The organism is Novosphingobium sp. ZN18A2, from assembly GCF_036784765.1.
Lineage (GTDB): Bacteria > Pseudomonadota > Alphaproteobacteria > Sphingomonadales > Sphingomonadaceae > Novosphingobium.
In genome coordinates this window covers 365,185-389,362 of sequence record NZ_CP136651.1, presented here as the reverse complement: position 1 = coordinate 389,362, position 24,178 = coordinate 365,185, and the positions used below count along the sequence as shown (strand labels likewise).

The following is a 24,178-nucleotide window of genomic DNA, read 5'->3' as shown; positions in this document are numbered from 1 at the left end:
GCTCAGCCGGCGCTTCCCGGCTTTGCAGCCACGGGCTTCACCTTGTCGCCGGGGTTGAGGAACCCGCCGGCGCGCAGCACAACCTTTTCGTTGCCGGTCAGGCCCTGGATCACGGCGATGCCGCGTTCGTTCACCACGCCGGTCTTCACGTCGCGGCGGACCACCTTGTTGTCCTTGCCCACGATGTAGACATAGCTGCCCTTTTCGTCGCTCTGGATCGCCGATTCGGGAAGCTGCGGCGCATCGACCACGCCGCTGCTGATCGTGGCAGTGGCAAAACCGCCCGGGCGCAGCGCCGGATTGTAGGCAAGCGCGATGCGAACGATCCCTTCGCGACTCTGCTGGTTCACCGTGGGCGCAACTTGCCAGATCCGCCCGTCGAATGCCTTCTGGTCACCGACCGGGACGACCTTCGCACTCTCGCCCACGGACATTTGCGCAAGGTCCGCTTCGGAAACATGGGCCTGCATTTCCATCTCGCCACCCTTGGCGATCGAGAACAGCACGCCGGTGCCAGGGCTGATTACCTGTCCCGGCTCGATCCCGCGCGTCAGCACGAGGCCCGCTTCGGGCGCGACAACGTTGAGCCGGGCGGTGCTGGCCTGCAACTGGCCGAGCGTTGCCTTCGCGACCCGGACCTGCGCGACAGAAGAATCGCGCGTCGCGGTCAGCCGGTCGATATCGGCCTTGGAGATGAAGCCGCGATCCACCAGCTTCATCGCGCGATCGAGGTTCGACTGGGCAAGGCGGGCGTTGGCTTCCGCCACGGAAACGTTGGCCGCCTGCGCAGCGATCTGCTGTGACTGGACCGATCGATCGACCACGGCGAGAACCTGTCCGGCCTTCACCCAGTCGCCCGCATCCACCAGCACACGCGAAACCTTGCCACCTTCACCCGCTATGCCGACCGGCAGTTCGCGCCGGGCGGCAAGCGTGCCGCTGGCGGTAACGGTCCTGGAAATGGCAGTGCGACCGGGCGCGACTACCGTCACGACCTGCTGCTGTCCCGCCTGTGCAGCCGCGCCCTCGCCAGCACCGCTGCGGTGCGAATAGACATAGCCGCCCACCGCCAGAACGGCGAGGACGATCCCGATGATCCACGGCAACCGGCGCGACTTCGCTTCATCGCCATCCATCCCGTCATCGAAATGCTCGGGCGACGCAGTGCTTCCCGCGTCGATGCTCGTCTCGTAGTTCATGTCCTTCACAAGCCTTCGTCCCGGCAGGCGCGCAAGGATAGCTTCCCCGGCGTCCCGAATTCGGTGTATTACATCGCTAAATCAGTCCCGACAAGCTTGCGCCATGCCGTGCGCTTTCCCCGATAGGCGCAATCGGCGCGCTCCTTAGACCCATGACCGACCAAGGGCAATTGCGGCTCGACAAGCGACGTGACCCCGGCAAGTCATTGAGAGGACGCATTCCTATCCGCAAAGGGCAGATATGCGAAGGGCGGCCGCCCCGCCGGGAGCGACCGCCCTTCGTATCGCGCAGAAGCGCCGGATCAGTATTTCAGCTGGCGCTCGTAAAGATCGCGGTAATGCTGGATGCGCGTAACGCGCAGGCCCTGCATCCCCGACCGGTCAACCGCGCGCTGCCACGAGGCGAATTCCTCCAGCGTAAGGCTGTATCGTTCGCAAACCTCCTCGATCGTCAGAAGTCCGCCATTTACGGCGGCAACGACTTCCGCCTTGCGCCGCACGACCCAGCGGGTGGTGTCCGGCGGCGGCAGATTGTCCAGCGTGAGCGGCTCCCCGAGTGGGCCAATGACCTGCGCGGGTCGGATTTTCTGGTTCTCGATCATTCCAACTTCTCGAATTCAGCCCTTGCCGGGGCGCTGCCCCGGCTCACCACCATGTGTGCCCGACCCGTCTTTGCCATGGGCTGAAGGGATTGGGTTAATAACCGATTCACGTTCTTCGAATCCGGTCTCGAATCCTTCCCCGCCCGTGGTCCTGATTCGCGCAAGGGCGCGTGCCGCCGGACGGTGGAAGCTGCCCTCAAGGGCCACGGCGGCATCGCCTTGCCGCATCACGTCGCGCAAATCCTGCGCTGCCCCGATCCGCGCGCACAGCTCTGCCCAGCCAAGCGCGCGCAATTCGTGCTGCGACTCGCCGTAATCCGCAGGTCGCGAAGGGTGAAAGGTCATCTCCATGACCGTGCTTCTAACCCCGGCATGGATAATCAAGGGTAAACCCCCCATTTACCTCCGATTAGGTTCTTTCCCGGCGAGCCGTTCCGGAATGGCGGGGTTTCGCGATACTGCATCGGGGTTTATGGGCGCATCGATGAACATCACCGGCTTGGATATCGGCAAGGTTACCGGCAGCACCGCCGATGCGGCTGCGCTTTTCGGCCTGCCCGAAGGCGCGCGGCGCATCGTCGTGGCGATGTCGGGCGGCGTGGACAGTTCGGTCGTCGCCGGGCTGGCCGCGGCGACCGGGCTGGAAACCATCGGCATCACGCTCCAGCTTTACGATTATGGCGCGGCGACCGGCCGCAAGGGCGCGTGTTGCGCGGGCGACGACATCCGCGATGCGCGCGCCGTGGCCGACAGGCTGGGCATCGCGCATTACGTTTTCGACCACGAAAGCGCCTTTCGCGACGAGGTGGTTGAGCGTTTCGCCGACGAATACATGGCCGGACGCACGCCGATCCCCTGCATCCGCTGCAACATGGGGCCGAAGTTCACCGACCTGCTGGCGATGGCGCGCGACCTGGGGGCCGATGCGCTTGCCACCGGCCATTATGTGCGCCGTGTGGAAGGCAGTGCAGGCGCCGAACTGCACCGCGCGGCAGACCCGGCGCGCGACCAGAGCTATTTCCTTTACGGCACCACCGATTCGCAGCTCGATTTCCTGCGATTCCCGCTGGGCGGGCTGCCCAAGCAGGACGTGCGCCGCATCGCCGAAGGCATGGGCCTGGCCGTGGCCATGAAGCCCGACAGCCAGGACATCTGCTTCGTGCCCGATGGCGATTATGCGAAGATCGTTCGCGCGATTCGTCCCGAAGCCGAAACCGGCGGCGAAATCGTCCACGCGCAAAGCGGCGAAGTGCTGGGCGCACACCGCGGCATCATCCACTATACCGTTGGACAGCGTCGCGGACTGGAAATCGGCGGCCAGCCCAAACCGCTTTACGTGACGGGAATCGATGCCGAAAAGCACCGCGTTCTGGTTGGGCCGAAGCGCATGCTGGCAACGGGCGCGGCGCGGCTGGTCGAAACGAACCGCATCGGCCCGATGCCCGAAGGCGAACCGCTGACCGCGAAGGTCCGTTCGCTGGCGAAGCCGGTGCCGGTCGTGCTCGACGGGCCGCTGGGCGACGGCGCGGCGACCGCGATCCGCTTCCAGCAGCCGGAATACGGAGTCGCGCCCGGACAGGCGGCGGTGATCTATGCGGGCGAGCGCGTGATCGGCGGCGGGTGGATCGGGGAAACCGAGCGCTGGAGCGACCGCGAGGCAGACACGGCCGACGCTGCGTCCTAGTGTCAGGACCTAGTCTTTCCAGCGTTGCAGCTGGCACCCCCAACCGGGCCGATAGGTCGCGGTCTGGCTGGAGATCAGCGGGATGCGCGCGGTAACGCTTTGCGCGGAAGCATCCTCGCTCAACATCACGAATTCCATGCCCGGCTCGAAGTCCTTCTTGCAGTCCGCAAGGCCGCGCCCGCCGACGAACCGGCAAGAGCAGGCCACGCGCGCGCCATAGGACGTGCCGGTGATCGCATAGCCATGGATCGTGGGCCAGTACCACGCCGCCAATCCGGCCAGCAGCGCCAGCGGCAACAGCAGCCAGCGCCTGCGATGGCGGCCGCGCGATGCGGGACGGCGGGATTTGCGCGACGATTTTTGCTGGGTGGTTGCCATATGCCGGGGAATTGGTCGAAAGAATGCGCGATGCGCCTGACCCTTATCCTGCCTGTCGCCCTGCTGCCAGCCCTTGCGGCTTGCGGGCACAAGTCCGCGACCGCCGTTCCACCGCTCTCGCCCCAGGCGCTGGCCGCGGTGGCAGAGAAGCCGGGCGCGAATCGCGAGAAGCTGGCCCGCGCGGTCGATGCGCTGTTCACCGATCCGGCGGCATCGGAAACGCGCGCGGTGGTGGTGATGCGCGGCGGGAAGATCGTGGCCGAGCGTTACGGGAAGGGATACACTCGTCAGACGCGCTTCGTCAGCTGGTCGATGGCCAAGAGCGTGACCGGTGTGATGATCGGGATGCTGGTGTCCGACGGCCGCCTGCGGCTGGACGAACCGGTGCCGATTCCCGCGTGGCAGCGCCCCGGCGATCCGCGCGGAGAGATCACGCTGCGCGAGTTGCTGCAGATGCGGTCCGGCCTGCGCCACTCCGAAGCGATCAGCCCGCCGTTCAGGTCCGATGAAGTGCGGATGTTGTTCCTTGACGGGCGCGACGACATGGCGCGCTATGCCGAAGACCAGCCCCTAGCTTTCGAGCCGGGAAAGCACTTCCAGTATTCGACATCCACCAGCGTGATCCTGGCAGACCTTGCCGCGCGCGTGCTGGCCCCCGGCGGCGATGCCGACGCGCGCCGACGCGCGGTTTCCACCTATCTGCGCACGCGCCTGTTCCAGCCCGCCGGCATGACGTCGATGGTGCCCGAATTCGATGCGTCGGGCACCCTGATCGGCGGCAGCCTGATCCACGGAACGGCGCGCGACTGGGCGAAATTCGGCGAATTCCTGCGCAACAAGGGCTCGGTCGGCGGATCGCAGATCATACCGCGCGGGTGGATCGATTTCATGACCACGCCATCGCCGCGAGAGCCTGATTACGGCGCGCAGATCTGGCTGAACCGCGAACCGGGCAAGGGGCAGCCGGTGGTCCTGTTTCCCGATCGCGGACCGAAAGACCTGTTCAGCGCGATCGGCCACCTTGGGCAATACGTGATGGTCTCGCCCCGCCAGAAGCTGGTCGTGGTTCGGCTGGGCAAGACGCAGGACGACAAGCTGCGCCCGGTTGTCGATCGGCTGGGCGACCTGGTCCACGTGTTCGATTGAATGGACTGCCGCCGAGCCGGCAGGGATGCAAATGTCGGAATCGGACCGCTAGCGCATCAACCCGGCAGGTTGAACACGCCTTCCACCACGGTCACGCAATGGCCGCCCAGCCATGCGCGGTCTCCGTCCAGCCGGCAAGTGAAGTCCGCGCCGCGCCGCGATGCCTGGTGCGCGGTGAAGGACGCGCGGCCCAGCCTGTCGACCCAGAACGGCGTCAGCGCGGCGTGGGCGGACCCGGTCGCCGAATCCTCGTCCACGCCCGCACCGGGCACGAAGACGCGGCTCACTACGTCGGCGCCGCTGGCATGCCCTTTGCCGGGGGCGGTGCAGATGAACTGGTCGTCTCCCAGTGCGGCCAGTGCCTTGAAATCGGGCGAAAGCGCGCAAACCTCATCCGCAGAGGCGAACAGCAGGATCGAATAGCGATCCGGGCTGCGCCAGATCTCGCGCGGGGTCGGTCCACCCAGCAGGGGCACGGCTCCAGGATAATCGGCGGGCGCCGTGCGGATCGCGGGAAGCGCCAGCGCATATCCGGCATCGCCATCGCGCCGCACTTCCAGCACCCCGGCCTTGCGGGTGCGGAAGGTGACGCGGTCTTTCGCCGGATCGGCGCAGAGCAGCACATGGCCGGAGGCAAGCGTCGCGTGTCCGCACAGGCGAATCTCGAGTTCGGGCGTGAACCAGCGCAGCTCCCAGTCCGCCTCTCCGCTTGCATCGCGGACAAGGAAGGCGGTTTCGGCGAACATGTTTTCCGCGCCGATCCTTTGCAGCAGTGCATCGTCCGGCCAGGCATCGAGCGTCATCACCGCCGCCTGGTTGCCGGCAAGCGGCGTGGCGGTGAAGGCGTCTACGTGGACATAGGGAACGCTGGTCATGCAGGCATCCTCAATCGGCGGTCGGCGGCGGGCCTTGCGCCACAAGCGCCGGGCTTTCGCCTTCGGGGCCGGGCGCCAGCAGATCCTGCGAGCCGATCTCGTCCTCGTCCACCAAACCTTCCGGATCGGGGTGGATCAGCACTTCGATGCCCGGGAATGCCTTGAGGACGGTCTCTTCGATCTCGTCCATCACGCGGTGCGCTTCGGTCACCGTCATGCGGCCGTCGATCCACACGTGGAACTGCACGAAATCGCGGTTGCCGCTGGTGCGGGTACGCAGATCGTGCAGCCCCTTCAGTTCCGGATGGCGGGCGACGACCTCAAGAAACCGCTCCCGCTTTTCCAGCGGCCATTCGTGATCCATCAGCTGGTTGATCGCGGTTTCCGATGCGTTCCAGGCGCCCCAGCCCAGCCACGCGGCGATCCCCAGAGCGAAGGCCGGATCGGCCCCGTGGACACCCGCGTATTGTTCAAGCGCCAGCGCCGCGATCACCGCAATGTTCAGCAAAAGGTCCGACTGGTAATGGACGCTGTCGGTGGTGATCGCCACCGAGCCCGTCCGCCGGATCACGTGGCGCTGATAGGCGACCAGCGCCAGCGTGATGGCGATGGCGACAACCGAAACCGCGATGCCGGTTCCCGCATCGCGCATCGTCTCGCCCGAAATCCATTGCGAGATTGCGCGCCAGGCAAGGCCCAGCGCGGAAATGGAGATCAGCACCACCTGGAACATCGCGGCCAGCGCCTCTGCCTTGCCGTGGCCGAAGCGGTGGTTGTGATCATCCGGGATGGCCGCGATCCACACGCCCAGCAGGGTTGCAAGGCTGGCCACAAGGTCAAGCGCGGTATCCGCAAGGCTGCCCAGCATCGCGGTGGAACCGGTGGACGCGACCGCCCATGTCTTCATGCCGCCCAGCACCAATGCCGCGGAAATGCTGGCATAGGCGGCGCGGCGGTTCAGTTCCCCGCGCGCGGCGACATGATCTTCATGGGTGGTCGGCTTTTTCATCGCGGCCCTTCTTAAGGATAGAGCAGCGTGCTGGTCCAGTCATCTCCGTCGCGAACGAAGCGGCGGCGTTCGTGAAGGCGATGCGCGCGGTCCTGCCAGAACTCTATCGCGGCGGGCGTGACCAGATAGCCAGACCAGTGCGCCGGGCGCGGAACGTTGCCATCGGGATATTCGGCGCGGATCGCCTCTACCCGTTCCAGATAGGTTTCGCGCCGGTCCAGCGGGCGCGACTGGTCGGACGCGGCAGAGCCAAGGCGCGATTCGGGATGGCGGCTGGCGAAATAGGCATCGGCCTGCGCCGCGCTCACTTCGCTTACGGTGCCCTCCACCCGCACTTGCCGGCGCAGCGATTTCCAGTGGAACAGCAACGCGACCTGATGGTTGGCAGCCAGTTCCACGCCCTTGCGGCTCTGGAAATTGGTATAGAACACGAAACCGCCATGATCGCCCAGGTCCGCGCCGTGGCCTTTCAGAAGCACCATACGCAGCGAAGGCGCGCCCGCGGGCGTTGCCGTGGCAAGCGCCATCGCATTGGGATCGTTGGGCTCGCTGGCCTTTGCCTGCGCAAACCAGTCCTCGAAGATGGCGAAGGGGTTGGCATGGGGGATCGCATCTTCCGTCTGTTCATCTGGCACTGCGGTTTCCTTGCGAAGTTGACGATAATGGTACGCGGCCTGGCGACCGGCGCACAGGGCCATGTCCATCCAACAAATGCCATGACCGCGATCAATTGCACCGTTTCGGCCTAGCCAAGCGTGCATGAACAGGAAAGCGCCGCTTGCGGCAGACGGCGACGCAACCTAGCTATAAGCCATGGCAGCAGACCCCTATGCGACCCTGGGCGTGACCCGTAGCGCGAGCGAGAAGGACATCAAGTCCGCCTATCGCAAGCTGGCGAAGGAACTTCACCCCGACCGCAACAAGGACAACCCCAACGCGGCCGAGAAATTCTCGGACGTGACCAAGGCTTACGACCTTCTGTCCGACAAGGACAAGCGGGCGCAGTTCGACCGTGGCGAGATAGACGCCGACGGCAACCCCGCCATGCCTTTCGGCTTCGGCGGCGGGGGCGGCGGAGGCTTCAGGGGCGGCGGAGGCGGCTTTCGCCACGACGGCGGGTTCGAGGGATTCGGCGGCGGTCCCGGCGGAATGGGCGGCGGGGCTGAGAATATCGACCTTGGCGACCTGTTCGAAGGCCTGTTCGGCGGCGGACGCGGCGGAGCGGGTGCGGGAATGGGCGCCGGAATGGGTGCCGGAATGGGTGGACGCCGCGCCGGACCGCCACCGCGCGGCGCAAACGTGCAATACCGGCTGAAGGTTTCGTTCATCGACGCGGCAACGCGTGCCGACCAGCGCATCACGCTGTCCGACGGCAAGACGATCGACCTCAAGCTGCCCGCAGGACTTGAATCGGGCACGCAGATGCGACTTGCGGGCAAGGGCGAAGCCGGCCCCGGCGGCGCGGGCGATGCCATCGTGGTCATCGAAGTGGGCGGACACCCGTTCTACGAACGCGACGGTGATAACATCCGGCTCGACCTGCCGATCTCGCTCGATGAAGCGGTGAACGGGGCGAAAGTGAAAGTGCCCACCGTGGACGGTCCGGTGATGCTGACGGTTTCGCCCGGCAGTTCCAGCGGCAAGACCCTGCGGCTGAAGGGCAGGGGTTTTCCCGCCAAGGGCGGCGGGCGGGGCGACCAGCTTGTTACCCTGCAGGTGGACCTTCCCGCCGACGATGCGGACCTGACAAAGCGCCTTGAAGGATGGCGCGACGCGCGCAACCTGCGCGCGGACCTGGGGGTCTGAGCCGGGATCGTGCGCGAGGGCGAAGAACTTCGCACCGCCGCGCACGAACTGCGCGAACTTGTCGATCTCTCGCCCGAAGGCCGCCGCCGCGATGCCCTGCGCTGGAAAGCCGGGCTGGCGGAAGGCGGCGAACGGGGCGGAGCGGCGAGGCGCAACCTGGAAATCGCGCGGCGCGTGTGGACCGGCGTCTATAACGACGGGCTGATCCACGCCGGAAACCTTGCCTACATGGTGATGTTTGCGCTGTTCCCGTTCTTCATCGTCAGTGCCGCGGTTTTTTCGCTTATCGGAGAGACCAGCCAGCGCGCGATCGCGGTGAACACCGTGATCCTGGCCCTGCCGCCGGTGGTGGCGCAGGCGGTGGCCCCGGTCGGTCGCGCGGTGATAGAGGCGCGAACGGGCTGGCTGCTCTGGGCGGGCGGCCTGATCGGGCTGTGGACCACCGGCAGCCTGATCGAAACCGTGCGCGATCTGCTGCGCCGCGCATACGGCACGAAGACGGAATATGCATATTGGCGATATCGCCTGGTTTCGACCGCGATCGTGCTGGGCGCAACCGTCCTGCTTTTCCTGTCGATCGGACTGCAAGTGGGGATCACCGCCGCCCAGCAGATCATCGATGCCTGGATGCCCCAGCTTGCCAGCCGCCTTACCGGCCTTTCGCTTTCGCGGTTCGTTCCGGCGGGCGGACTGTTTCTTTCGTTATACCTGCTGTTCTACTCGCTCACTCCGGGCGAATATCGCCGCAGGGGATATCCCAAGTGGCCCGGCGCCTTGCTTGTAACGGTATGGTGGCTGGTCGTTACAAGCGTTCTTCCGGTCGTTCTTCGGCTATTCTTTGCCTATGACCTGACTTACGGAAGCCTTGCCGGAGTAATGATCGCACTTTTCTTTTTCTGGCTGGTCGGCTTAGGGATGGTTGTCGGCGCCGAATTGAATGCGGCGCTTTCGGAAACGCCCGAAGAGCAGGATATGCTTGGAAAGGCGAACAAGCGGGCCCCGAAGCGGGTCGATAGCAAGAGTGGAACGAACGGCGAATGACCGGTCTGATGAAGAACAAGCGCGGCCTCATCATGGGGCTTGCAAACGACAAGTCGCTGGCGTGGGGCATTGCCCAGAAGCTTGCGGAACAAGGCGCGGAACTGGCCTTTTCCTATCAGGGCGAGGCACTGGCCAAGCGGGTGAAGCCGCTTGCCGAAAGCCTTGGCAGCGATTTCCTCATCGAATGCGACGTATCGGACATGGCCGCTCTCGATACCGCGTTCGACGCGCTGAAGGCGCGCTGGGAGACGATCGACTTCATCGTCCACGCGATCGGTTTTTCCGACAAGAACGAATTGCGCGGCAAGTACGTCGATACCAGCCTCGACAACTTCCTGATGACCATGAACATTTCCGCCTACAGCCTTGTGGCCGTGACCAAGCGCGCGGCAGAGATGATGCCCGAAGGCGGATCGATCCTGACGCTTTCGTACTATGGCGCGGAAAAGGTTGTGCCGCACTACAACGTGATGGGCGTGGCCAAGGCCGCGCTGGAAACGAGCGTCAAGTACCTCGCCAACGACCTGGGACCGGACAACATCCGCGTCAACGCGATCAGCGCCGGGCCGATCAAGACGCTGGCGGCCAGCGGGATCGGCGATTTCCGCTATATCCTCAAGTGGAACGAACTCAATTCACCGCTGCGCCGCAACGTGACGATCGAGGATGTGGGCGGCGCGGGGCTCTACCTGCTTTCAGAACTGGCATCGGGCGTTACCGGCGAGGTCCACCACGTGGACGCCGGATACAACCTTGTCGGCATGAAACAGGAAGACGCGCCCGATATATCGCTGGTCTGATACCAAAGCGCGATGAGCTTGGCCCTGGGTTAAGCCCGTGTGGCGCTTGAACATTACCAAGGCGTGATTCGGAAGCGCCGGTGCGGGGATTGCCCCCGCCCGGCCGCGCCGCATCAGTTACCGTCGGAAGGAGGCGTTGCCTCGGGCTTGGGCAGGGGCGCGTCGGTGCTTTCACCCGCGGCATTCGTGGCCTTCTTCTCGGCCGCTTCCTTGGCCTTTTTCGCCTCGTACTGCTTTTCAAGCTCTTCGACGCGCGCCTGCTCGTCGGCGGCTTCGGCGTCGATCTTCGAAAGGCGCTTCTCGCGCTCTTCCTCAATGATCTTGCCAAAGCGCACATCGCTCGATTCAGCCTTTTCGGCATAGGCCCGGTCGATCAGCTGGCTTAGGCACCCCGTCGCGCCGCCCGCGCCCACCGGCGAGCAGCTGAGCGTGCCGAACTTGCCCACCGTTTCGAAGCTTTTCGCCCGTTCGGTCCACGACTGGTTGACCGGGTTGTTGGGATTGGGCGCGCGGAACGGCGCGGGAATGCGATAGCGTTCGGATTCGTCCTTGCGCGCGCAGACGGTGATTTCGTCACCGGTCGACTTGGGACAGGGATCGTCGCCATAGACGATAACCGCGTTCACCTTTTCGCCGCCCGAAGTCGCTTCGCCCATACTGGACGCGGACGCATCAGAGGCGGAACCGGCGTTATCCTGCGCAAGCGCGGGCGAAGCGGCAAGCGCCGCGGCGCCGGCGAGAAACAGGGCAGGCAGGAAAGGCTTCATCGTTGGCACTCCGATTCGTCAACTTGGCCGGTTCGGCCATTTGACCTGTTCGACCATGCGGCGGACTTTGCCGCCCCGGCCCGATATAGGACGCGCTCGGCTTGAATGATAGATGAAGCCGCCGCCCTGATCCGCGTCAAAGATGAACGGAAAGGCGACTATCCGGCGATCAGATTTTTTCGGACAGCCTGATCGCCAAGCGGCAGCCCAGCCGGATCGCGCCCGACAGCAAGGGATAGGCCGGCGCGCGCTCCGCCCCGGCGGCGAGGGCCGCATCGCGATGCTCGCGCTCGTCATCGCGAAACTGCGCGATCATGCTGCCCAGCTCGGGATCGTCATCGCCCAGCTCGTCCAGTTGCTGGGTATAGTGACGGTCGATCTCGGTCTCGATCGCGGCTGTGCAGGCCATCGCCGCCTCCGGGCCGATCAGCGCCGTCGCCGCGCCCAGCGCATATCCGGCAACCGACCAGAACGGCTGTAACGCGGTGGGCCGAACGCCGCGTTCGGCAATCAGTGCGTCGAACTTTTCGCGATGTCCGGCCTCTTGCGCGGCCATTGCAGCAACTTCGGCCGAATGCGGCGCACGGTCCCCCATGACCGCCAGTTGCCCGGCATAGATCCGCGTCGCGCCATATTCGCCCGCCTGGTCGACCCGCAGCATCGCGTCGGTCCTGTCACTGGTCATGGCTGAAACCTCTTCCTGGGTATTCTGGGCGGCGTGGACAAGCCGACCCGGTTCAACGGGCCTTGCGCGCATGGCCGAGCAGCCCCAGCGCCAGCACCGCACCGGCCATCGATACAAGGAAGTTATAGCCCGCAAGGCTGATTCCGAACAGGGTCCAGGGCGCCACGTCGCAACGGATCAGAGGCGCGGCGGAAATTGCCGCAAGCGGATCGCCGTTTACCGGCACCGTCTGGGTGCAGGCGGTAACGCCTTCCCACCAGTGATATTCCACACCGGCATGAAACGCGCCGATCGCGCCGCTGATCGCAATTGCAACGGCGGCCAGCGCGATGAACGCGTCGCCCGCGCGCCCCTTGCGCGCCATCCAGCCCAGGATCGCCAGCACGATCGCTGCCATGTGCGGGTAACGCTGCCACCAGCACATCTCGCACGGCGCAAGACCGAACACGAACTGCGCAACCAGTGCGCCGCCCAGCAGCGCGAAAGGTACCACAAGCGCAAGCATGTAAGCCGCGTCGCGGCTGCGGGAAGGCTTCATCCCGGCTTACTTCTGCATCGCGGCCAGCGCCTGCGGCGTGGTGCGCTTTATGGTCTGCAGCGCATAGTGCAGCTGGAAGTCCTTGATGCCCTGCTTCTTCAGTTCCTCCGCGCTGACCTTGAAGCGCGGATCGTCCTGCCTGTCTTTCTCCAGTTCCTTGTCGTCGAGCTTGTTTTCATTGACCAGGTGCCCGCGCAGGTCGCTTTCGCGATAGCGCATCAGTTCGCGCGCACGCCGGTCCGGATCGGAAAGCTGCGGCACGGTCACATCGGGATCGATGCCGCCTTCCTGCACCGAACGACCCGACGGCGTGTAATAGCGCGCGGTCGTCAGCTTGAGGGCGGTGTCGCGGCTGAGCGGGATCAGCGTCTGCACGCTGCCCTTGCCGAAGCTGCGTTCACCCATGATCAGCGCGCGATGGTGGTCCTGCAATGCGCCGGCAACGATTTCGGACGCAGACGCCGTGCCTTCGTCTATCAGCACGATGATCGGCAGGCCGCGCGCGATATCGCCCGGCGTCGCGGTATAGGTTTCGTTGTCCTGCGGCAGGCGGCCGCGCTGCGAAACGATCGTGCCCTTGTCCAGGAACAGGTCGGACATCGTCACCGCCTCGTCCAGCAGCCCGCCCGGGTCTTCGCGCAGATCGATGACCAGGCCCGCCAGCTTGCCGGCCGTCTTGGTTTTCAGGTCGCGCACCGCTTCGGCAACGTCAGACCCCACGTCGGCGCTGAAGCTGGAAACGGTGATCACGCCGATATCGTTGTCCTTCGTTTCCCACGTCACCGGCTTCAGGTCGATGATCTGGCGCGTCAGGGTAAGATCGAAGGGATCGTCGCGGCCGGGACGATAGACGGTCAGGCGAATCTGGGTGCCGGGCTTGCCGCGCATCTGGTCAACCGCATCGTCAAGCGACCCGCCGTAGATCAGCTTGCCGTCGAGGTGGGTGATATAGTCGCCGGCCTTCATGCCCGCCTGCGCCGCCGGGCTGCCCTTGATCGGCGCGATCACCTTTACCGCGCCGTCGTCAAGCGTCACCGACAGGCCAAGCCCGCCATAGGCGCCATCCGTCTGCGTCTTGAGATTTTCGAAATCGCGCGCGTCCAGATAGGAGGAATGCGGGTCCAGCGCGGCCAGCATCCCGTCGATCGCGCCCTTCACCAGCTTGCTGTCGTCCACCGGCTCTACATAGTCGGCCTTCACGCGTTCGTAGACGGCCATCAGCTTGCCGAACTGCGGGCCGGACTTTGCGTCCACCGCGGCAAGGCCGGCGGTCGACGCCGGGATAAGCGCGACCGCGCTGACAAGGGCGCTGGCGCGCAAAATGGGCATAAACTTCATCGGCGGGGCTTTCTCGGCATTTTCCTCGATAACGGCTAATCTATAGCGGCAAACGGCTTAACGCCAGATGGCCTTCGTCACATGATCGATTTCGGTGCCGGACGGCGACCGGGGCGGCGGCTATCCCACCGGGTTCACCGGCTCTCCATCCTTGCGCAGTTCAACCGTCACGTTGCCGCCGGGCAGCGCATTGCCCAGCGGCGCGCCCTGCACCACCGCGTCGCCCGTCTGCGCGACAACGCGGCCCAGTCCGGTGACCAGCGAAGTCCAGCCGCCCGGATGCTCTATGATCACGATACGCCCGAAACCGCGATATGGCCCGGCAAAGGCCACGCGGCCCGCTGCGGGCGAAACAACTTGCGCGCCGCCCTGCGGGGCCAGCGTTATGCCTTGCGCGGGGCCGCCCGGACCCGGCGTTCCGAAGCCCGAAACCAGCCGGCCGGCGACGGGCATGATCCAGTCCGGCCGCTGCGGCGCGGCAGCGGGGGCCGGTGCGTCGGCATCCACAGGCGGCGCGTTGGCGGGATCGGCCGGGCGCATGACCGGCCCTGCCAGCGCGGCCAGTCGGTCGCGCAGCGCGCCTTCCTTGTCCAGCTGGCCGATCAAGCCGCTGATATCGCGCGATTGTTCGGCCAGGTTCGTAACCCGGTCCGCTTCGCGCAGGGCAACCGTCTGCGCGCTGCGCGATGCGATGCGCTGGCGGCTTTCCAGCGCGGCCAGTTCCTTGCGCCGCGCGGCCAGCCCCGCCTCTCCCTTGCGCAAGTCCGCCTGGGCGAGCGCCGTCTTGGTGCGCAGGTCGTGCGCGCGTTCCAGTTCGCCGCGCAGCGAAAGCGTGCGCCGCTTCACTTCGGGCAGCATCGTTTCCAGCACCGCGCGCATATACACGGTTTCGCGCAGCGAACCCGGACGCAGCAGGCTGAAGACAAGCGGACGGCGCGCCATCAGTTCAAGCGCGCCAGTAAGCCGCACCACCGGCTGCTGCTTCGCGGCCAGCCTGTCGCGCAGCGCCGTGCTCTGCCGGTCGAGCACAGCGATCTTCGCGCCCGCCAGGCGTATCTCCGCCTCGGACTGCTGGATGCGCGCGGCGACAGCCGCCGCCTGCTGGCGCGTGCGCTCAACCGCGTCGCGCGCCGATTTCGCCTTCGCATCGTATTCCTTGCCGCGCGCGCGCGCGGCCGCAAGCTCGGCCTGCGCATCGCGCAAGGCCGCGGCGGCATCCTGCGAACTGGCGAAAGGTGCGGCCGCGCTGGCGCTTAGCTGCCAGCCGAGCAGGCCGGCCAGCGCAACGAAAAGCGAAAGGAACAAGGTCCGCGACGTCATTACGCCGGTCTTATCCTTCGCGATGATAGGGATGGCCAGCGATAATGCTGGTGGCACGCCACAACTGTTCGGCCAGCATCGCGCGGGCCATCATGTGCGGCCAGGTGGCGGCGCCGAATGCGATCAGCAGATCAGCCTCCTGCCGTTCGCCTTCGGAATGCCCGTCCGCCGCGCCGATCAGGAAGCGCACTTCGCGAATGCCGTCATCGCGCCAGCGTTCCAGTTTTTTCGCGAACTGCATCGATGCCATCTGCGTGCCCCGTTCATCCAGCGCGACGGTGCGGAAAGGGGTAAGCGGCGCGGGCATGGTGCCGCCGCTGTCTGGCAGTTCGGTCACCCTGAACGGCCAGGCGATGCGCTTTGCGTAACGCTCCACCAGTTCTGCCTCGGGCGACCGCCCGATTTTCCCGCGCGCGATGATGTGAAGAAGCGTGGCCATGATCGTCGCGGAATCCCTGTGGATCGCAAGACATCTTGCGTGTCGTGCGGCGCCGCAAGCCTTCGACGGAGGTCGAAGGCGCACCCGACAAAACTGTCAGCCCGGCCACACCGGCGGAACGATCACGCCGCTGCGGGCGACGCGTCGCCGAAGGCCCACATCCTTTCCAGGTTATAGAAGCTGCGCACTTCGGGGCGGAACAGGTGGACCACCACGTCTCCGGCATCGATCAGCACCCAGTCGGCGGCGGGCAGGCCCTCTATCCGGGGGCTGCCGTATCCTGCCTGCTTGATGCGTTCGGCAAGTTTCTGGGCCATCGACGCGACCTGGCGCGTGGATCGGCCCGAAGCGACGATCATGTGATCGGCGACAGAGCTTTTGCCTTCGAGCGGGATGGACACGACCTCTTGTGCCTGGTCGTCGTCAAGCGACTGCATCACGAGGTCGTAGAGAGGCTGTATTCCTCCCGAAGCGGCGGCGCCGGCCTTGGCCGGCACGGGTTGCGCGCGTGTCATCTGTTGAAAATCGGCTCCTTTCGGCCTTTGGGGAACGAATATGATCGGGATTGCCATTGCACGCGCCCGGCCCCCCTGCGGGGCGGCGCATACGTCAAGGCGGGACGCCGTATCAGGGCTGCCCTTCCCGTACCATGAAATGGGTGAGCGGATCGCGTAAGCGTTTGCCCGCGTGTCGGCGGTGCCATTGGGGATCGGCTTTCCTCAAAGCGGTGGCCGATCGCGGATCGGGATCGAAACGCAGCAACACCAGCGCCGGAGCGCTCCATCTTGCGCCATTCACTAACTGTTCCGGCCGCCGGCGCCAGCGGCGCAGCCAGGCCATGGCGGGGCTCGCCATCGCAGCCGCATCATAACCCGGACGCGCGATAACCGCAATCGGCATGGTGCGCGCGATGGTTTTCCAGTCCTTCCAGAGGTGGAACTGGGCAAGGTTGTCCGCCCCCATCAGCCACACGAAGCGCCGCTTCGGATAGCGGCGTTGCAGCGCCTTCAGCGTATCGGCGGTAAAGCGCGTGCCCAGCCGCGCCTCTATCGCCGTGGCGCGGATCGGCGCGCCGCGGGCCTGCTCGCGCGCAGAGGCCAGCCGCGCGGCGAGCGGGGCCATGCCCTCGCTCGCCTTCAGCGGATTGCCCGGCGAAACCAGCCACCAAACTTCATCAAGGCGCAGCGCGCGGATGGCGAAAAGGCTGATCCTCCGGTGCCCGCCATGCGCCGGGTTGAAGCTGCCGCCCAGCAACCCGGTTATCGGCCCCCTGCGTTTCATCCGCGTTCCGTCACGAATTTCCGGGCTTGTCCCCGGCCTTCCCGCCCTGGCGATATGTGCCCTGGCGTTCGAGCATCCAGCCAGGATATTCGCTTGCCAGCGCGCTCGCCTTGTCCAGCTTGGCCATGTCGTCGGCAGAAAGCTCCACGTCCACCGCGCCAAGGTTGTCGGCCAGCTGGTCCTGCCGCTTGGCGCCGATGATCACCGATGACACCGCGGGCTTTTCCAACAGCCACGCCAGCGCGACTTGCGCGACGGTGCAGCCGCGCGTTTCGGCAACCTCGCGCATCGCGTCGATCACATCAAAGCCCTTGTCCTTGTTTACCGGCGGGAAATCGAAATTCGAACGGCGTCCCTGGTCGTTCTTGCCGCCCGCCTCGCCATCGCGGGTGTACTTGCCCGAAAGGAAGCCGCCGGCCAGCGGGCTCCACACCATCAGGCCCAACCCTTCGGATTCGAGCATCGGCACGATCTCGCGCTCGAGATCGCGGCCAGCGAGCGAGTAATAGGCCTGGAGCGACGCGAACTTTTCGAAACCGCGCCGTTCCGAAACGCCCAGCGCCTTCACGATCTGCCACGCCGCCCAGTTCGAAACGCCGATATAGCGCGCACGGCCCGACCGCACGATATCGTCAAGCGCGCGCAGCGATTCGTCCATCGGCGTTGCCGGGTCCCAGCCATGGATCTGGTAAAGGTCCACGTGATCCAGCCCCAGCCGGTCAAGGCTGGCGTCGATCTGGTGCATCAGGTGATAGCGCGAAACGCCGCGATCGTTCACGCCCTCGCCCATCGGTCCCATCGCCTTGGTCGCGATCACCACGTCGGACCGCTTGACGCCAAGATCCTTCAGCGCCTGCCCGGTGATCTGTTCAGACAGGCCGTTGGAATAGACGTTCGCCGTATCGATGAAGTTGATTCCGGCGTCGAGCGCGGCCTTGACCAGCGCGGTCGAGCCTTCCTGGTCGACGTCGGCGATCGCCGTCCAGAACCCCGCGCCGCCGAATGTCATCGTGCCAAGGCACAGTTCGGAAACGAAAAGGCCGGTGTTGCCGAAGCGGTTGTAACGCATGGTGGAATCCTTTTTGCCGGAGGAGGAACGACGCGCCCCGATGTGGGGCCTTGCGCGCCGCGATCAACCGTCGCGGCCGGTCAGGCGCGGGTTTGCCCCGTTCCCCTTGCGAGCCACTTGTACGTCGTCAGCCCTTCCAGCGCGACCGGACCGCGCGCATGCAGCCGCCCGGTGGCGATGCCGATTTCCGCGCCAAGGCCGAACTCGCCGCCATCGGCGAACTGGGTGGACGCGTTGTGCATGACGATGGCCGAATCCACTTCCGACAGGAAGCGGGCGGCCACCTGCGCGTCTTCGGTAAGGATCGCGTCGGTATGGCCGGAAGAATGCAGCTCGACGTGTTCCAGCGCGGCGTCCAGCCCGTCGACAACGGCAACCGAAAGGATCGCGTCGAGGTATTCGGTGTCCCAGTCTTCCGCACTGGCGGGCAGGATGCGCGGGTCGATCGCCTGCGCGCGCCTGTCACCGCGCACTTCGCACCCGACGTCCAGCAACGGCGTAACCAAGCCGTGCGGATCGGGATAGGTCGCATCGATCAGCAGCGTTTCCATCGCGCCGCAGATGCCGGTTCGCCGCATCTTGGCGTTAAGCACGACGGCGGCTGCCTTTGCCGGATCGGCCGCGTGATGGGCGAAAATGTGGACGATGCCGTCAAGGTGGGCCAGCACCGGCACCCGCGCATCGGCCTGCACCCGAGCGACAAGGCTCTTGCCGCCGCGCGGCACGATCATGTCGATCAACCCCGCCGCCGCCAGCATCGCGCCCACCGCCGCGCGGTCTTGCGTGGGGACCAGTTGCACCGTCTGGCGCGGCACGCCGCCCTCTTCCAGCCCGGCGGCCAGCGCGGCGTGGATCGCACGGTTGGAGTTTACCGCCTCGCTTCCCCCGCGCAGGATCGCCGCGTTGCCGGCACGCACGCAAAGCGCCGCCGCATCCGCCGTCACGTTCGGACGGCTTTCATAGATGATGCCGATCAGCCCGATGGGCACACGCACCCGGCTGAGCTCCAGCCCGTTGGACGGGGTGGACCGATCGATCACCTGCCCCACCGGATCCGGCAGCGACGCCACCTGCTCCACCGCGTCGGCGATGGCGGAAAGGCGCGCCTCGTCCAGCCGCAGCCGATCGAGCATCGCGCCGGAAAGCCCCGCCTTTTCGCCCGCCGCCACGTCCAGCGCGTTGGCCGCGAGCACAATTTCGGCATCCGCGCGCAAACGACCGGCCGCAAGGCGCAGCGCCTGCGCTTTCGTTTCGTCCGGCATCGTTGCCAGAACGCGCTGCGCGGCGCGCCCTTCGCGCGCCATGCGTTCGATCAGCCCGGTGGGCGATTCAGCGCCCGCCCGGGTCGCGGGAGCATCGGATATCTGCGCGTTCGTGGCCATAGCGCAAGCGCCGTAGCACCGCCGCGCACGCCTGTCAGCCAGCCTTGGGATGCAGGCTTTTCGGGAAAGGGGGTATTTCGACCATTCCCGTCGATGCGCGCGAGCGCGAGCGCGACAGATTCGTTCCCGGCGATTTCGCTTTTTTACACGAGTGTAAACGATTCATCGGGGGAGTCGCACAGTTCACCCCGAGTCCGCACCTGACGATTCGACCCGTTAACCCCCCGTCGCTAGGCAACCGATGTCCAAAGACGGGATTGGGGTCGTACATCTTGCATACCGCTACACAAGACGGGCTTTTCGCCCGCTTGCGGAGCTGGTTCCCGGAACGCGAATTTTTCATGCGTTCGCAGGGTCAGGTTCGTTTCATCCGCGTATCTTCGCGCTTGCAGGTTGCCGCCGCGGCGCTGGTCGCTGTCGCGCTGCTCGTCTGGGTCGCGATCATGGGGTTCGCGCTTGTCCAGCAGGCGATGGCACTGCGCCAGAAATCGGTCCTCAACGCGCGTGAAGCCGCTGTCGCCCGCTCTGAAAACCGCGTGCAGAAATACCGCAAGGACCTTTCGGGCGTGGAAGCCGACCTGCAGCGCCGGCAGGACTTTATCGAAAAGACGGTTGAAGGCGCAATCGGCGATCTTCCTTCCGCTCCTGCTCAGGCCGACGGATCGGATGCCGCCGATGCAAGCGCGCTGAAGAAGATCAGCATGGTCATGCCCGAAGCCGCGCCGCTGGCCCGCATGGAAGCGCGCCAGATCGCCTTCGTCGAACGGCTGACCGCCTATGCGGACCAGCGTTCCGAAAAGGCGGAAACGGCGATCCGCCGCGTTGGGCTGAACCCGTCGCTGATCCTTGCATCGGAACAGTCCGATGCCGCGAAGGGCGGCCCGCTTGAGCTGCTTACCACCGGCGCCAACGGCCAGGTTGACCCGCGCTTCGCGCGCCTGGGCGCCAGCCTTGCGAAGATGGATGCGCTGGAACAGGGGCTGGCCGGCATTCCCAACACGCTGCCGTCGAACCTCGCCGCCATTTCCAGCAGCTTCGGCTATCGGCGCGACCCGTTCACCGGCGCGGCATCGTTCCACCCCGGCATCGACTTTCCGGGACCGACCGGATCGCCGATCTTCGCCGCGGCCGAAGGCAAGGTCGTCTGGGCCGGTCCGCGTTCGGGCTATGGCAACTGCGTTGAAATCGACCACGGCAACGGGCTGAAAACGCGCTATGGCCACATGTCGCGGGTAGAGGCCCATGTCGGCGAGATGGTGAAGGCGGGCGCCGAGATCGGCAAGATCGGCAGCACCGGCCGCTCCACCGGCCCGCACCTGCATTTCGAAGTCCGGATTCACGACCGTCCGGTCAACCCGCGTCCCTTCCTGGAGGCAAGCAGCAGTGTTTCAGAAGAAGCCAGCGCCGGCAGCGCGGCAGGCAGCAACGGCTAGTTCCATGGCAGCTCCCCGCAACAGCGCCAATCCCACCTTCTCGGTTTTCGGTGCGGACCTTGCCGTCACCGGCAATGTCAGCGCCAGTGCCGACCTGCACATCGACGGCCGGATAGAGGGCGACATCGCGTGCGCCTCGCTCGTCCAGGGCGAACAGAGCCATGTCGAAGGCGCGATCAGGGCGCAGAGCGCGCGCCTTGCCGGCCACGTTCACGGATCGATCGACGTGGCGGAACTGGTGATCCTGAAATCCGCACGCATCACGGGCGATGTTTCCTATGACGCGCTGACGATCGAACAGGGTGCGGAAGTGAACGGCAAGTTCGCGCCGCGTGGCAACGCCGCCGCTCCGGCCGCGTCGACCGATACCGCTTCCGACGCGGACGACGGCGAAGGCGGCGCGCACCTGACGTTGGCCAGCTGATCGGGGGCCAGCTGATCGGGCCAGGCCACCGGATCGCCCCGCCCGGCGAACGGTGAGGCAGAAGGCGAAAGGCACGCGCCCCCCCATACGCAAGGAAGGCCGCCGTTCCTTATCCGGAGCGGCGGCCTTCCTCGTATCCGTTTGCACGGATGACCGGTTGTGCGGACAACTGGCGGATCAGCTGTCCGAAACGCCCTCGCGGCGGCGCGCTTCGAGCCATGCCTGCGCCTCTGCTTCCTGCGCGGCTTCGGAAGCAGCCTTGGCGGCGGCTTCGCGCTCTGCCCGCAGCTCCTCGATCAGCGCCTCGCGGTCGCTGCCAAGGCGCTGGTCGGGCGCGAGCTCTTCCTCGTCGACGACGCCGGCCTTCTTCGCGGCCTTCGCCACGATCGCATCAAGCTCACGCTGTGAGCAAAGGCCCAGCGTAACCGGGTCTTTCGGGTTGATGTTGGAGATGTTCCAGTGCGTGCGGTCGCGGATCGCGGCGATGGTGGTGCGCGTGGTGCCGATCAGCTTGCCGATCTGCGCATCGGTGATTTCCGGGTGGTTGCGCAGGATCCAGGCGATACCGTCGGGCTTGTCCTGTCGCTTTGAAACCGGCGTATAGCGCGGCCCCTTGGTGCGGCTGACAGAAAGCGGCGCCTTCTGCATCTTCAGCTTGTAATCGGCATTGGCCTGGCCGCGTTCAATCTCTTCCTGCGTCAGTTCGCCGGAATGCACCGGATCGCGGCCGGTGTATTTCGCACCCGCCAGGTCATCGGCCATGGCCTGGACCTCAAGCACGTGCAGGCCGCAGAATTCCGCGATCTGCTCAAACGTGAGCGCGGTGTTGTCGACGAGCCACGACGCGGTCGCGTGCGGCATCAGCGGATACGTGGGCTGGTTGCTCACGGGCGGTTACTCCGAATGCGGATACAATAAGGGCCGCCCCTTGCGGAGCGGCCGGACACTCCGACGATGTAGGCCTATCGGCCCCGAACAGCAAGAGGCGATGGCATTCGACGGCAATTGCACCGTTTCGCGCGCGGATATTCAAGCGGCGGGGCGCGGCGCTGTCTAGGCGGCCGCTTTCGTCAACCTCGCATAAAATTCCTGACTGCCGAAACGCGTGTCGGAGACGAATTCGGGGACGAGTGGCGTCAGCCCCCTGCGGTTCAGTTCGGTCACTATTTCGACGAAGGAGCCGGGTGTGAACATCCAGGCGTGAACGTCGACATATTCGCCCCGGGCGGCACGCCCGCACGCCAGTTGCGCGGCTGCCCGGATTCCGGAATTCTTCTCTATTGCGGGCATTCCATGATGTCCCAGCCAATGCCTCAAGGCATTGTTATGCGTGACATTTTCTAGATGATCCCGCACCGCGGAGGGAGTGTGAACGCGGCGCCGGTCGATATGCGCATCCAGCACATCCCCGATCTCAGTCAGGGCATTGAACCGATCGAAGCAATATCGCTTGTCCGGTACGATTGCATAGTAGGCGCCGCCGTCCGCCAAAAGGTTGCCTACGTCCTGCAGGTGGCGCACCAGGTCGGGCTGGTGTTCGATGACGTGCGAACTCAATATGCAATCGAACCTGCGATCGACGATCCGCAGATCGCCCGTGGGCGATACATAGTGAATCTCCGGCACGCCTGAAAACGACCGGGCATGTTGCCCGGCCCGGATCACAAGAGCCTCCCGGTCGAGTATGTCGAAATAGCGAACGCGTTCACCCCGCAGAACCGGATTGTCGAACGGGCCGATCTCCAGACACGAGTCGCGGTTGATGCCGGCAACAAAGCGATCGCGCTTCAACGGCCTTGCAAGCGTCCGATCACCGAAGAGGGACTGCGCAGCGGCACCGGCTTCGGTCAGCCCTTTCGCAATCGTTCGAAGAAAGCCCCGGATCATTTATCGGCGGCTGTCCAGGTGCATGTCGTATCGCTCAATTTGCGGCCATCGATGGAACCCGGCACGCTTTTGAAACGACCGGGAAATTTACCTTGCCCGGATTTTTGCAGCACCGCCAGTGCCTAGGCGGCGTGGGCAAATTCCGCGCGGTCACGGCCGGAGTCAAAAACCGCCAGTTCAAGGAGGCGAAGCGCAGGAATATGCCGATATTTCCAGCTAAGCCGACGCCGAAATGGCGGTTTTTGGCCCGGCCCCGCAGGGGTTGCCGCCAGATTGGCGCTGGCGTCGTTGCTCAGGCTTGAAAGAGACCCGCTCTTCCCGCGCCTTCGCGCCTATCCTGCGCCAATCTGGCGGCAACCGTGATCCACGCGGAATTTGTCCACGCCGCCTAGGACGTCATGGGCACGAATCCCGGCACCGCCCGAACCCTTTCGATCCATGCCTTAACGTGGGGAAAATCGTCCAGGTGAAAGGCGCCGCCGTCTTCGGCGACATGGGTGTAGGCAAACAGCGCAATGTCGGCGAGCGTCAGGCTCTTGCCCACCAGCCAGTCGCGCCTGGCGAACTGTTCGTCCATCAGGCGCAGCGCGGCGCAACCCGCCAGCCACTTCGCCTCCACCTGCGCATCCTGCGCTTCGGTCAGGTTCGCGCGGCCCACGAAATGCAGCCAGAACCGCAGCGTCGCGATGTTGGGTTCGTGATTGTACTGTTCGAAGAACATCCAGCGCAGCATGTCCGCTTCGGCAAACCGGTCCGCGGGAACAAGCTCGCTTCCCTTCGCCAGGAACCAGCAGGCCGCATTGCTTTCGGGCAGGAAACGCTTGCCGATCTGCAACACCGGAATGCGCCCGTTGGCGTTGACGTTCGCCAGGAAGGCCGGCGTGCGCGTATCGCCTTTCAGGATATCGTATTCCACCCGTTCTACCGGCAGGCCCAGCAATGCGGCGGTGAGCCTGATCTTGTAGCAATTGCCGCTGCGGGGGTCTTCGTGAAGCGTCAGCTTGTCCATTGCATCCTCTCCGCCTCGGCCCAGTGGCCCGAATCTGACGTTTGCCTCACCAGCCCATGACGCCGA

Annotated in this window: 27 protein-coding genes; 7 read left to right on the top strand and 20 right to left on the bottom strand. The window is 65.4% G+C overall.

Features of this window, described 5'->3' with window-relative positions; genetic code table 11:
- Positions 1 to 2: 2 nt before the first annotated feature.
- From RXV95_RS02000 to RXV95_RS01990, 3 genes are all read right to left on the bottom strand, one after another.
- Complete coding sequence (locus tag RXV95_RS02000; RefSeq protein WP_338467355.1) at positions 3 to 1,199, bottom strand: efflux RND transporter periplasmic adaptor subunit; 1,197 nt, start codon at positions 1,197 to 1,199, stop codon at positions 3 to 5.
- Positions 1,200 to 1,501: 302 nt separating this feature from the next.
- A complete protein-coding gene (locus tag RXV95_RS01995) occupies positions 1,502 to 1,801 on the bottom strand; it encodes a DUF1153 domain-containing protein (protein ID WP_338467354.1) in 300 nt (99 codons plus the stop codon).
- Positions 1,802 to 1,816: 15 nt separating this feature from the next.
- Positions 1,817 to 2,152 carry a hypothetical protein gene (locus RXV95_RS01990; RefSeq protein WP_338467353.1) on the bottom strand — a complete coding sequence of 112 codons (336 nt, stop codon included), beginning with the start codon at positions 2,150 to 2,152 and terminating at the stop codon, positions 1,817 to 1,819.
- Between the two features lie 133 nt (positions 2,153 to 2,285).
- Here RXV95_RS01990 and mnmA point away from each other — a divergent pair, with 133 nt between their 5' ends.
- On the top strand, positions 2,286 to 3,485 hold the full coding sequence (mnmA, locus tag RXV95_RS01985) for a tRNA 2-thiouridine(34) synthase MnmA (protein WP_338467352.1): 1,200 nt from the start codon (positions 2,286 to 2,288) through the stop codon (positions 3,483 to 3,485).
- Positions 3,486 to 3,494: 9 nt separating this feature from the next.
- Here the strand turns inward: mnmA and RXV95_RS01980 are convergent, their stop codons facing one another.
- A complete protein-coding gene (locus RXV95_RS01980) occupies positions 3,495 to 3,863 on the bottom strand; it encodes a hypothetical protein (protein WP_338467351.1) in 369 nt (122 codons plus the stop codon).
- A 30-nt stretch (positions 3,864 to 3,893) separates the two neighbouring features.
- On the opposite strand from RXV95_RS01980, the gene RXV95_RS01975 reads away from it, so the two are divergent.
- Complete coding sequence (locus RXV95_RS01975) at positions 3,894 to 5,009, top strand: serine hydrolase (RefSeq protein ID WP_338467350.1); 1,116 nt, start codon at positions 3,894 to 3,896, stop codon at positions 5,007 to 5,009.
- Between the two features lie 56 nt (positions 5,010 to 5,065).
- Here RXV95_RS01975 and RXV95_RS01970 read toward each other — a convergent pair whose 3' ends face one another.
- The 3 genes from RXV95_RS01970 to pdxH are packed head-to-tail and all read right to left on the bottom strand — an operon-like array spanning position 5,066 to position 7,528.
- On the bottom strand, positions 5,066 to 5,884 hold the full coding sequence (locus RXV95_RS01970) for a PhzF family phenazine biosynthesis protein (RefSeq protein ID WP_338467349.1): 819 nt from the start codon (positions 5,882 to 5,884) through the stop codon (positions 5,066 to 5,068).
- 10 nt (positions 5,885 to 5,894) lie between these two features.
- Entirely contained in the window at positions 5,895 to 6,893 is a 999-nt protein-coding gene (locus RXV95_RS01965) for a cation diffusion facilitator family transporter (protein ID WP_338467348.1), read from the bottom strand.
- An 11-nt stretch (positions 6,894 to 6,904) separates the two neighbouring features.
- Positions 6,905 to 7,528, bottom strand: coding sequence for a pyridoxamine 5'-phosphate oxidase (gene pdxH / locus RXV95_RS01960; protein ID WP_338467347.1), 624 nt, complete (start codon positions 7,526 to 7,528; stop codon positions 6,905 to 6,907).
- Positions 7,529 to 7,706: 178 nt separating this feature from the next.
- Between pdxH and RXV95_RS01955 the strand changes: the two genes are divergently transcribed.
- Genes RXV95_RS01955 through fabI form a run of 3 tightly spaced genes read left to right on the top strand, consistent with a single transcriptional unit; the run spans position 7,707 to position 10,540 of the window.
- The gene (locus RXV95_RS01955; protein ID WP_338467346.1) at positions 7,707 to 8,699 is read left to right on the top strand and encodes a J domain-containing protein; all 993 of its coding nucleotides are present in this window, start codon (positions 7,707 to 7,709) and stop codon (positions 8,697 to 8,699) included.
- Positions 8,700 to 8,708: 9 nt separating this feature from the next.
- Positions 8,709 to 9,740, top strand: a complete 1,032-nt coding sequence (locus RXV95_RS01950; RefSeq protein ID WP_338467345.1) for a YihY/virulence factor BrkB family protein — start codon at positions 8,709 to 8,711, stop codon at positions 9,738 to 9,740.
- The gene (gene fabI, locus RXV95_RS01945) at positions 9,737 to 10,540 is read left to right on the top strand and encodes an enoyl-ACP reductase FabI (protein ID WP_338467344.1); all 804 of its coding nucleotides are present in this window, start codon (positions 9,737 to 9,739) and stop codon (positions 10,538 to 10,540) included. The genes RXV95_RS01950 and fabI overlap by 4 nt, the downstream gene beginning before the upstream one ends.
- A gap of 113 nt (positions 10,541 to 10,653) precedes the next feature.
- On the opposite strand, the gene RXV95_RS01940 is transcribed toward fabI, so the two are convergent.
- From RXV95_RS01940 to RXV95_RS01895, 10 genes are all read right to left on the bottom strand, one after another.
- Complete coding sequence (locus tag RXV95_RS01940; protein WP_338467343.1) at positions 10,654 to 11,307, bottom strand: hypothetical protein; 654 nt, start codon at positions 11,305 to 11,307, stop codon at positions 10,654 to 10,656.
- A 169-nt stretch (positions 11,308 to 11,476) separates the two neighbouring features.
- A complete protein-coding gene (locus RXV95_RS01935; protein ID WP_338467342.1) occupies positions 11,477 to 11,992 on the bottom strand; it encodes a demethoxyubiquinone hydroxylase family protein in 516 nt (171 codons plus the stop codon).
- 52 nt (positions 11,993 to 12,044) lie between these two features.
- Positions 12,045 to 12,530, bottom strand: coding sequence for a disulfide bond formation protein B (locus RXV95_RS01930; RefSeq protein ID WP_338467341.1), 486 nt, complete (start codon positions 12,528 to 12,530; stop codon positions 12,045 to 12,047).
- A 6-nt stretch (positions 12,531 to 12,536) separates the two neighbouring features.
- The gene (locus RXV95_RS01925) at positions 12,537 to 13,868 is read right to left on the bottom strand and encodes a S41 family peptidase (RefSeq protein WP_338467340.1); all 1,332 of its coding nucleotides are present in this window, start codon (positions 13,866 to 13,868) and stop codon (positions 12,537 to 12,539) included.
- Between the two features lie 120 nt (positions 13,869 to 13,988).
- Positions 13,989 to 15,188 (bottom strand): peptidoglycan DD-metalloendopeptidase family protein, encoded by a 1,200-nt coding sequence (locus RXV95_RS01920; RefSeq protein ID WP_338467339.1) that lies wholly within the window; start codon positions 15,186 to 15,188, stop codon positions 13,989 to 13,991.
- 10 nt (positions 15,189 to 15,198) lie between these two features.
- Positions 15,199 to 15,627, bottom strand: coding sequence for a 23S rRNA (pseudouridine(1915)-N(3))-methyltransferase RlmH (locus tag RXV95_RS01915; protein ID WP_338467337.1), 429 nt, complete (start codon positions 15,625 to 15,627; stop codon positions 15,199 to 15,201).
- Positions 15,628 to 15,749: 122 nt separating this feature from the next.
- The gene (gene rsfS / locus RXV95_RS01910; protein WP_338467336.1) at positions 15,750 to 16,142 is read right to left on the bottom strand and encodes a ribosome silencing factor; all 393 of its coding nucleotides are present in this window, start codon (positions 16,140 to 16,142) and stop codon (positions 15,750 to 15,752) included.
- Between the two features lie 112 nt (positions 16,143 to 16,254).
- On the bottom strand, positions 16,255 to 16,908 hold the full coding sequence (locus RXV95_RS01905; protein WP_338467335.1) for a nicotinate-nucleotide adenylyltransferase: 654 nt from the start codon (positions 16,906 to 16,908) through the stop codon (positions 16,255 to 16,257).
- Between the two features lie 10 nt (positions 16,909 to 16,918).
- Positions 16,919 to 17,977, bottom strand: a complete 1,059-nt coding sequence (locus RXV95_RS01900) for an aldo/keto reductase (protein WP_338467334.1) — start codon at positions 17,975 to 17,977, stop codon at positions 16,919 to 16,921.
- Positions 17,978 to 18,057: 80 nt separating this feature from the next.
- A complete protein-coding gene (locus tag RXV95_RS01895) occupies positions 18,058 to 19,281 on the bottom strand; it encodes a glutamate-5-semialdehyde dehydrogenase (protein WP_338468613.1) in 1,224 nt (407 codons plus the stop codon).
- A gap of 335 nt (positions 19,282 to 19,616) precedes the next feature.
- Here RXV95_RS01895 and RXV95_RS01890 point away from each other — a divergent pair, with 335 nt between their 5' ends.
- Together RXV95_RS01890 and RXV95_RS01885 are read left to right on the top strand one after the other, a co-directional pair.
- The gene (locus RXV95_RS01890) at positions 19,617 to 20,792 is read left to right on the top strand and encodes a M23 family metallopeptidase (RefSeq protein WP_338467333.1); all 1,176 of its coding nucleotides are present in this window, start codon (positions 19,617 to 19,619) and stop codon (positions 20,790 to 20,792) included.
- Between the two features lie 4 nt (positions 20,793 to 20,796).
- Positions 20,797 to 21,216: a polymer-forming cytoskeletal protein gene (locus RXV95_RS01885; RefSeq protein WP_338467332.1), complete on the top strand. Its 420-nt coding sequence runs from the start codon at positions 20,797 to 20,799 to the stop codon at positions 21,214 to 21,216.
- A 177-nt stretch (positions 21,217 to 21,393) separates the two neighbouring features.
- Here RXV95_RS01885 and RXV95_RS01880 read toward each other — a convergent pair whose 3' ends face one another.
- The 3 genes from RXV95_RS01880 to RXV95_RS01870 all read right to left on the bottom strand — a co-directional run bounded on the left by RXV95_RS01880 (position 21,394) and on the right by RXV95_RS01870 (position 24,112).
- Positions 21,394 to 22,104 (bottom strand): DUF1013 domain-containing protein, encoded by a 711-nt coding sequence (locus tag RXV95_RS01880; RefSeq protein WP_338467331.1) that lies wholly within the window; start codon positions 22,102 to 22,104, stop codon positions 21,394 to 21,396.
- Between the two features lie 165 nt (positions 22,105 to 22,269).
- Positions 22,270 to 23,103: a methyltransferase domain-containing protein gene (locus RXV95_RS01875; protein ID WP_338467330.1), complete on the bottom strand. Its 834-nt coding sequence runs from the start codon at positions 23,101 to 23,103 to the stop codon at positions 22,270 to 22,272.
- Positions 23,104 to 23,491: 388 nt separating this feature from the next.
- The gene (locus RXV95_RS01870; RefSeq protein ID WP_338467329.1) at positions 23,492 to 24,112 is read right to left on the bottom strand and encodes a glutathione S-transferase family protein; all 621 of its coding nucleotides are present in this window, start codon (positions 24,110 to 24,112) and stop codon (positions 23,492 to 23,494) included.
- Between the last annotated feature and the right edge of the window lie 66 nt (positions 24,113 to 24,178).

What these genes read in the sequence shown, in the direction of transcription:
- RXV95_RS02000 (WP_338467355.1), bottom strand. Translation starts at nt 1,199, where the DNA reads ATGAACTACGAGACGAGCATCGACGCGGGAAGCACTGCGTCGCCCGAG.
- RXV95_RS01995 (WP_338467354.1), bottom strand. Translation starts at nt 1,801, where the DNA reads ATGATCGAGAACCAGAAAATCCGACCCGCGCAGGTCATTGGCCCACTC.
- RXV95_RS01990 (WP_338467353.1), bottom strand. Translation starts at nt 2,152, where the DNA reads ATGGAGATGACCTTTCACCCTTCGCGACCTGCGGATTACGGCGAGTCG.
- mnmA (WP_338467352.1), top strand. Translation starts at nt 2,286, where the DNA reads ATGAACATCACCGGCTTGGATATCGGCAAGGTTACCGGCAGCACCGCC.
- RXV95_RS01980 (WP_338467351.1), bottom strand. Translation starts at nt 3,863, where the DNA reads ATGGCAACCACCCAGCAAAAATCGTCGCGCAAATCCCGCCGTCCCGCA.
- RXV95_RS01975 (WP_338467350.1), top strand. Translation starts at nt 3,894, where the DNA reads ATGCGCCTGACCCTTATCCTGCCTGTCGCCCTGCTGCCAGCCCTTGCG.
- RXV95_RS01970 (WP_338467349.1), bottom strand. Translation starts at nt 5,884, where the DNA reads ATGACCAGCGTTCCCTATGTCCACGTAGACGCCTTCACCGCCACGCCG.
- RXV95_RS01965 (WP_338467348.1), bottom strand. Translation starts at nt 6,893, where the DNA reads ATGAAAAAGCCGACCACCCATGAAGATCATGTCGCCGCGCGCGGGGAA.
- RXV95_RS01955 (WP_338467346.1), top strand. Translation starts at nt 7,707, where the DNA reads ATGGCAGCAGACCCCTATGCGACCCTGGGCGTGACCCGTAGCGCGAGC.
- fabI (WP_338467344.1), top strand. Translation starts at nt 9,737, where the DNA reads ATGACCGGTCTGATGAAGAACAAGCGCGGCCTCATCATGGGGCTTGCA.
- RXV95_RS01940 (WP_338467343.1), bottom strand. Translation starts at nt 11,307, where the DNA reads ATGAAGCCTTTCCTGCCTGCCCTGTTTCTCGCCGGCGCCGCGGCGCTT.
- RXV95_RS01935 (WP_338467342.1), bottom strand. Translation starts at nt 11,992, where the DNA reads ATGACCAGTGACAGGACCGACGCGATGCTGCGGGTCGACCAGGCGGGC.
- RXV95_RS01930 (WP_338467341.1), bottom strand. Translation starts at nt 12,530, where the DNA reads ATGAAGCCTTCCCGCAGCCGCGACGCGGCTTACATGCTTGCGCTTGTG.
- RXV95_RS01925 (WP_338467340.1), bottom strand. Translation starts at nt 13,868, where the DNA reads ATGAAGTTTATGCCCATTTTGCGCGCCAGCGCCCTTGTCAGCGCGGTC.
- RXV95_RS01920 (WP_338467339.1), bottom strand. Translation starts at nt 15,188, where the DNA reads ATGACGTCGCGGACCTTGTTCCTTTCGCTTTTCGTTGCGCTGGCCGGC.
- RXV95_RS01915 (WP_338467337.1), bottom strand. Translation starts at nt 15,627, where the DNA reads ATGGCCACGCTTCTTCACATCATCGCGCGCGGGAAAATCGGGCGGTCG.
- rsfS (WP_338467336.1), bottom strand. Translation starts at nt 16,142, where the DNA reads ATGACACGCGCGCAACCCGTGCCGGCCAAGGCCGGCGCCGCCGCTTCG.
- RXV95_RS01905 (WP_338467335.1), bottom strand. Translation starts at nt 16,908, where the DNA reads ATGAAACGCAGGGGGCCGATAACCGGGTTGCTGGGCGGCAGCTTCAAC.
- RXV95_RS01900 (WP_338467334.1), bottom strand. Translation starts at nt 17,977, where the DNA reads ATGCGTTACAACCGCTTCGGCAACACCGGCCTTTTCGTTTCCGAACTG.
- RXV95_RS01895 (WP_338468613.1), bottom strand. Translation starts at nt 19,281, where the DNA reads ATGGCGCGCGAAGGGCGCGCCGCGCAGCGCGTTCTGGCAACGATGCCG.
- RXV95_RS01885 (WP_338467332.1), top strand. Translation starts at nt 20,797, where the DNA reads ATGGCAGCTCCCCGCAACAGCGCCAATCCCACCTTCTCGGTTTTCGGT.
- RXV95_RS01875 (WP_338467330.1), bottom strand. Translation starts at nt 23,103, where the DNA reads ATGATCCGGGGCTTTCTTCGAACGATTGCGAAAGGGCTGACCGAAGCC.
- RXV95_RS01870 (WP_338467329.1), bottom strand. Translation starts at nt 24,112, where the DNA reads ATGGACAAGCTGACGCTTCACGAAGACCCCCGCAGCGGCAATTGCTAC.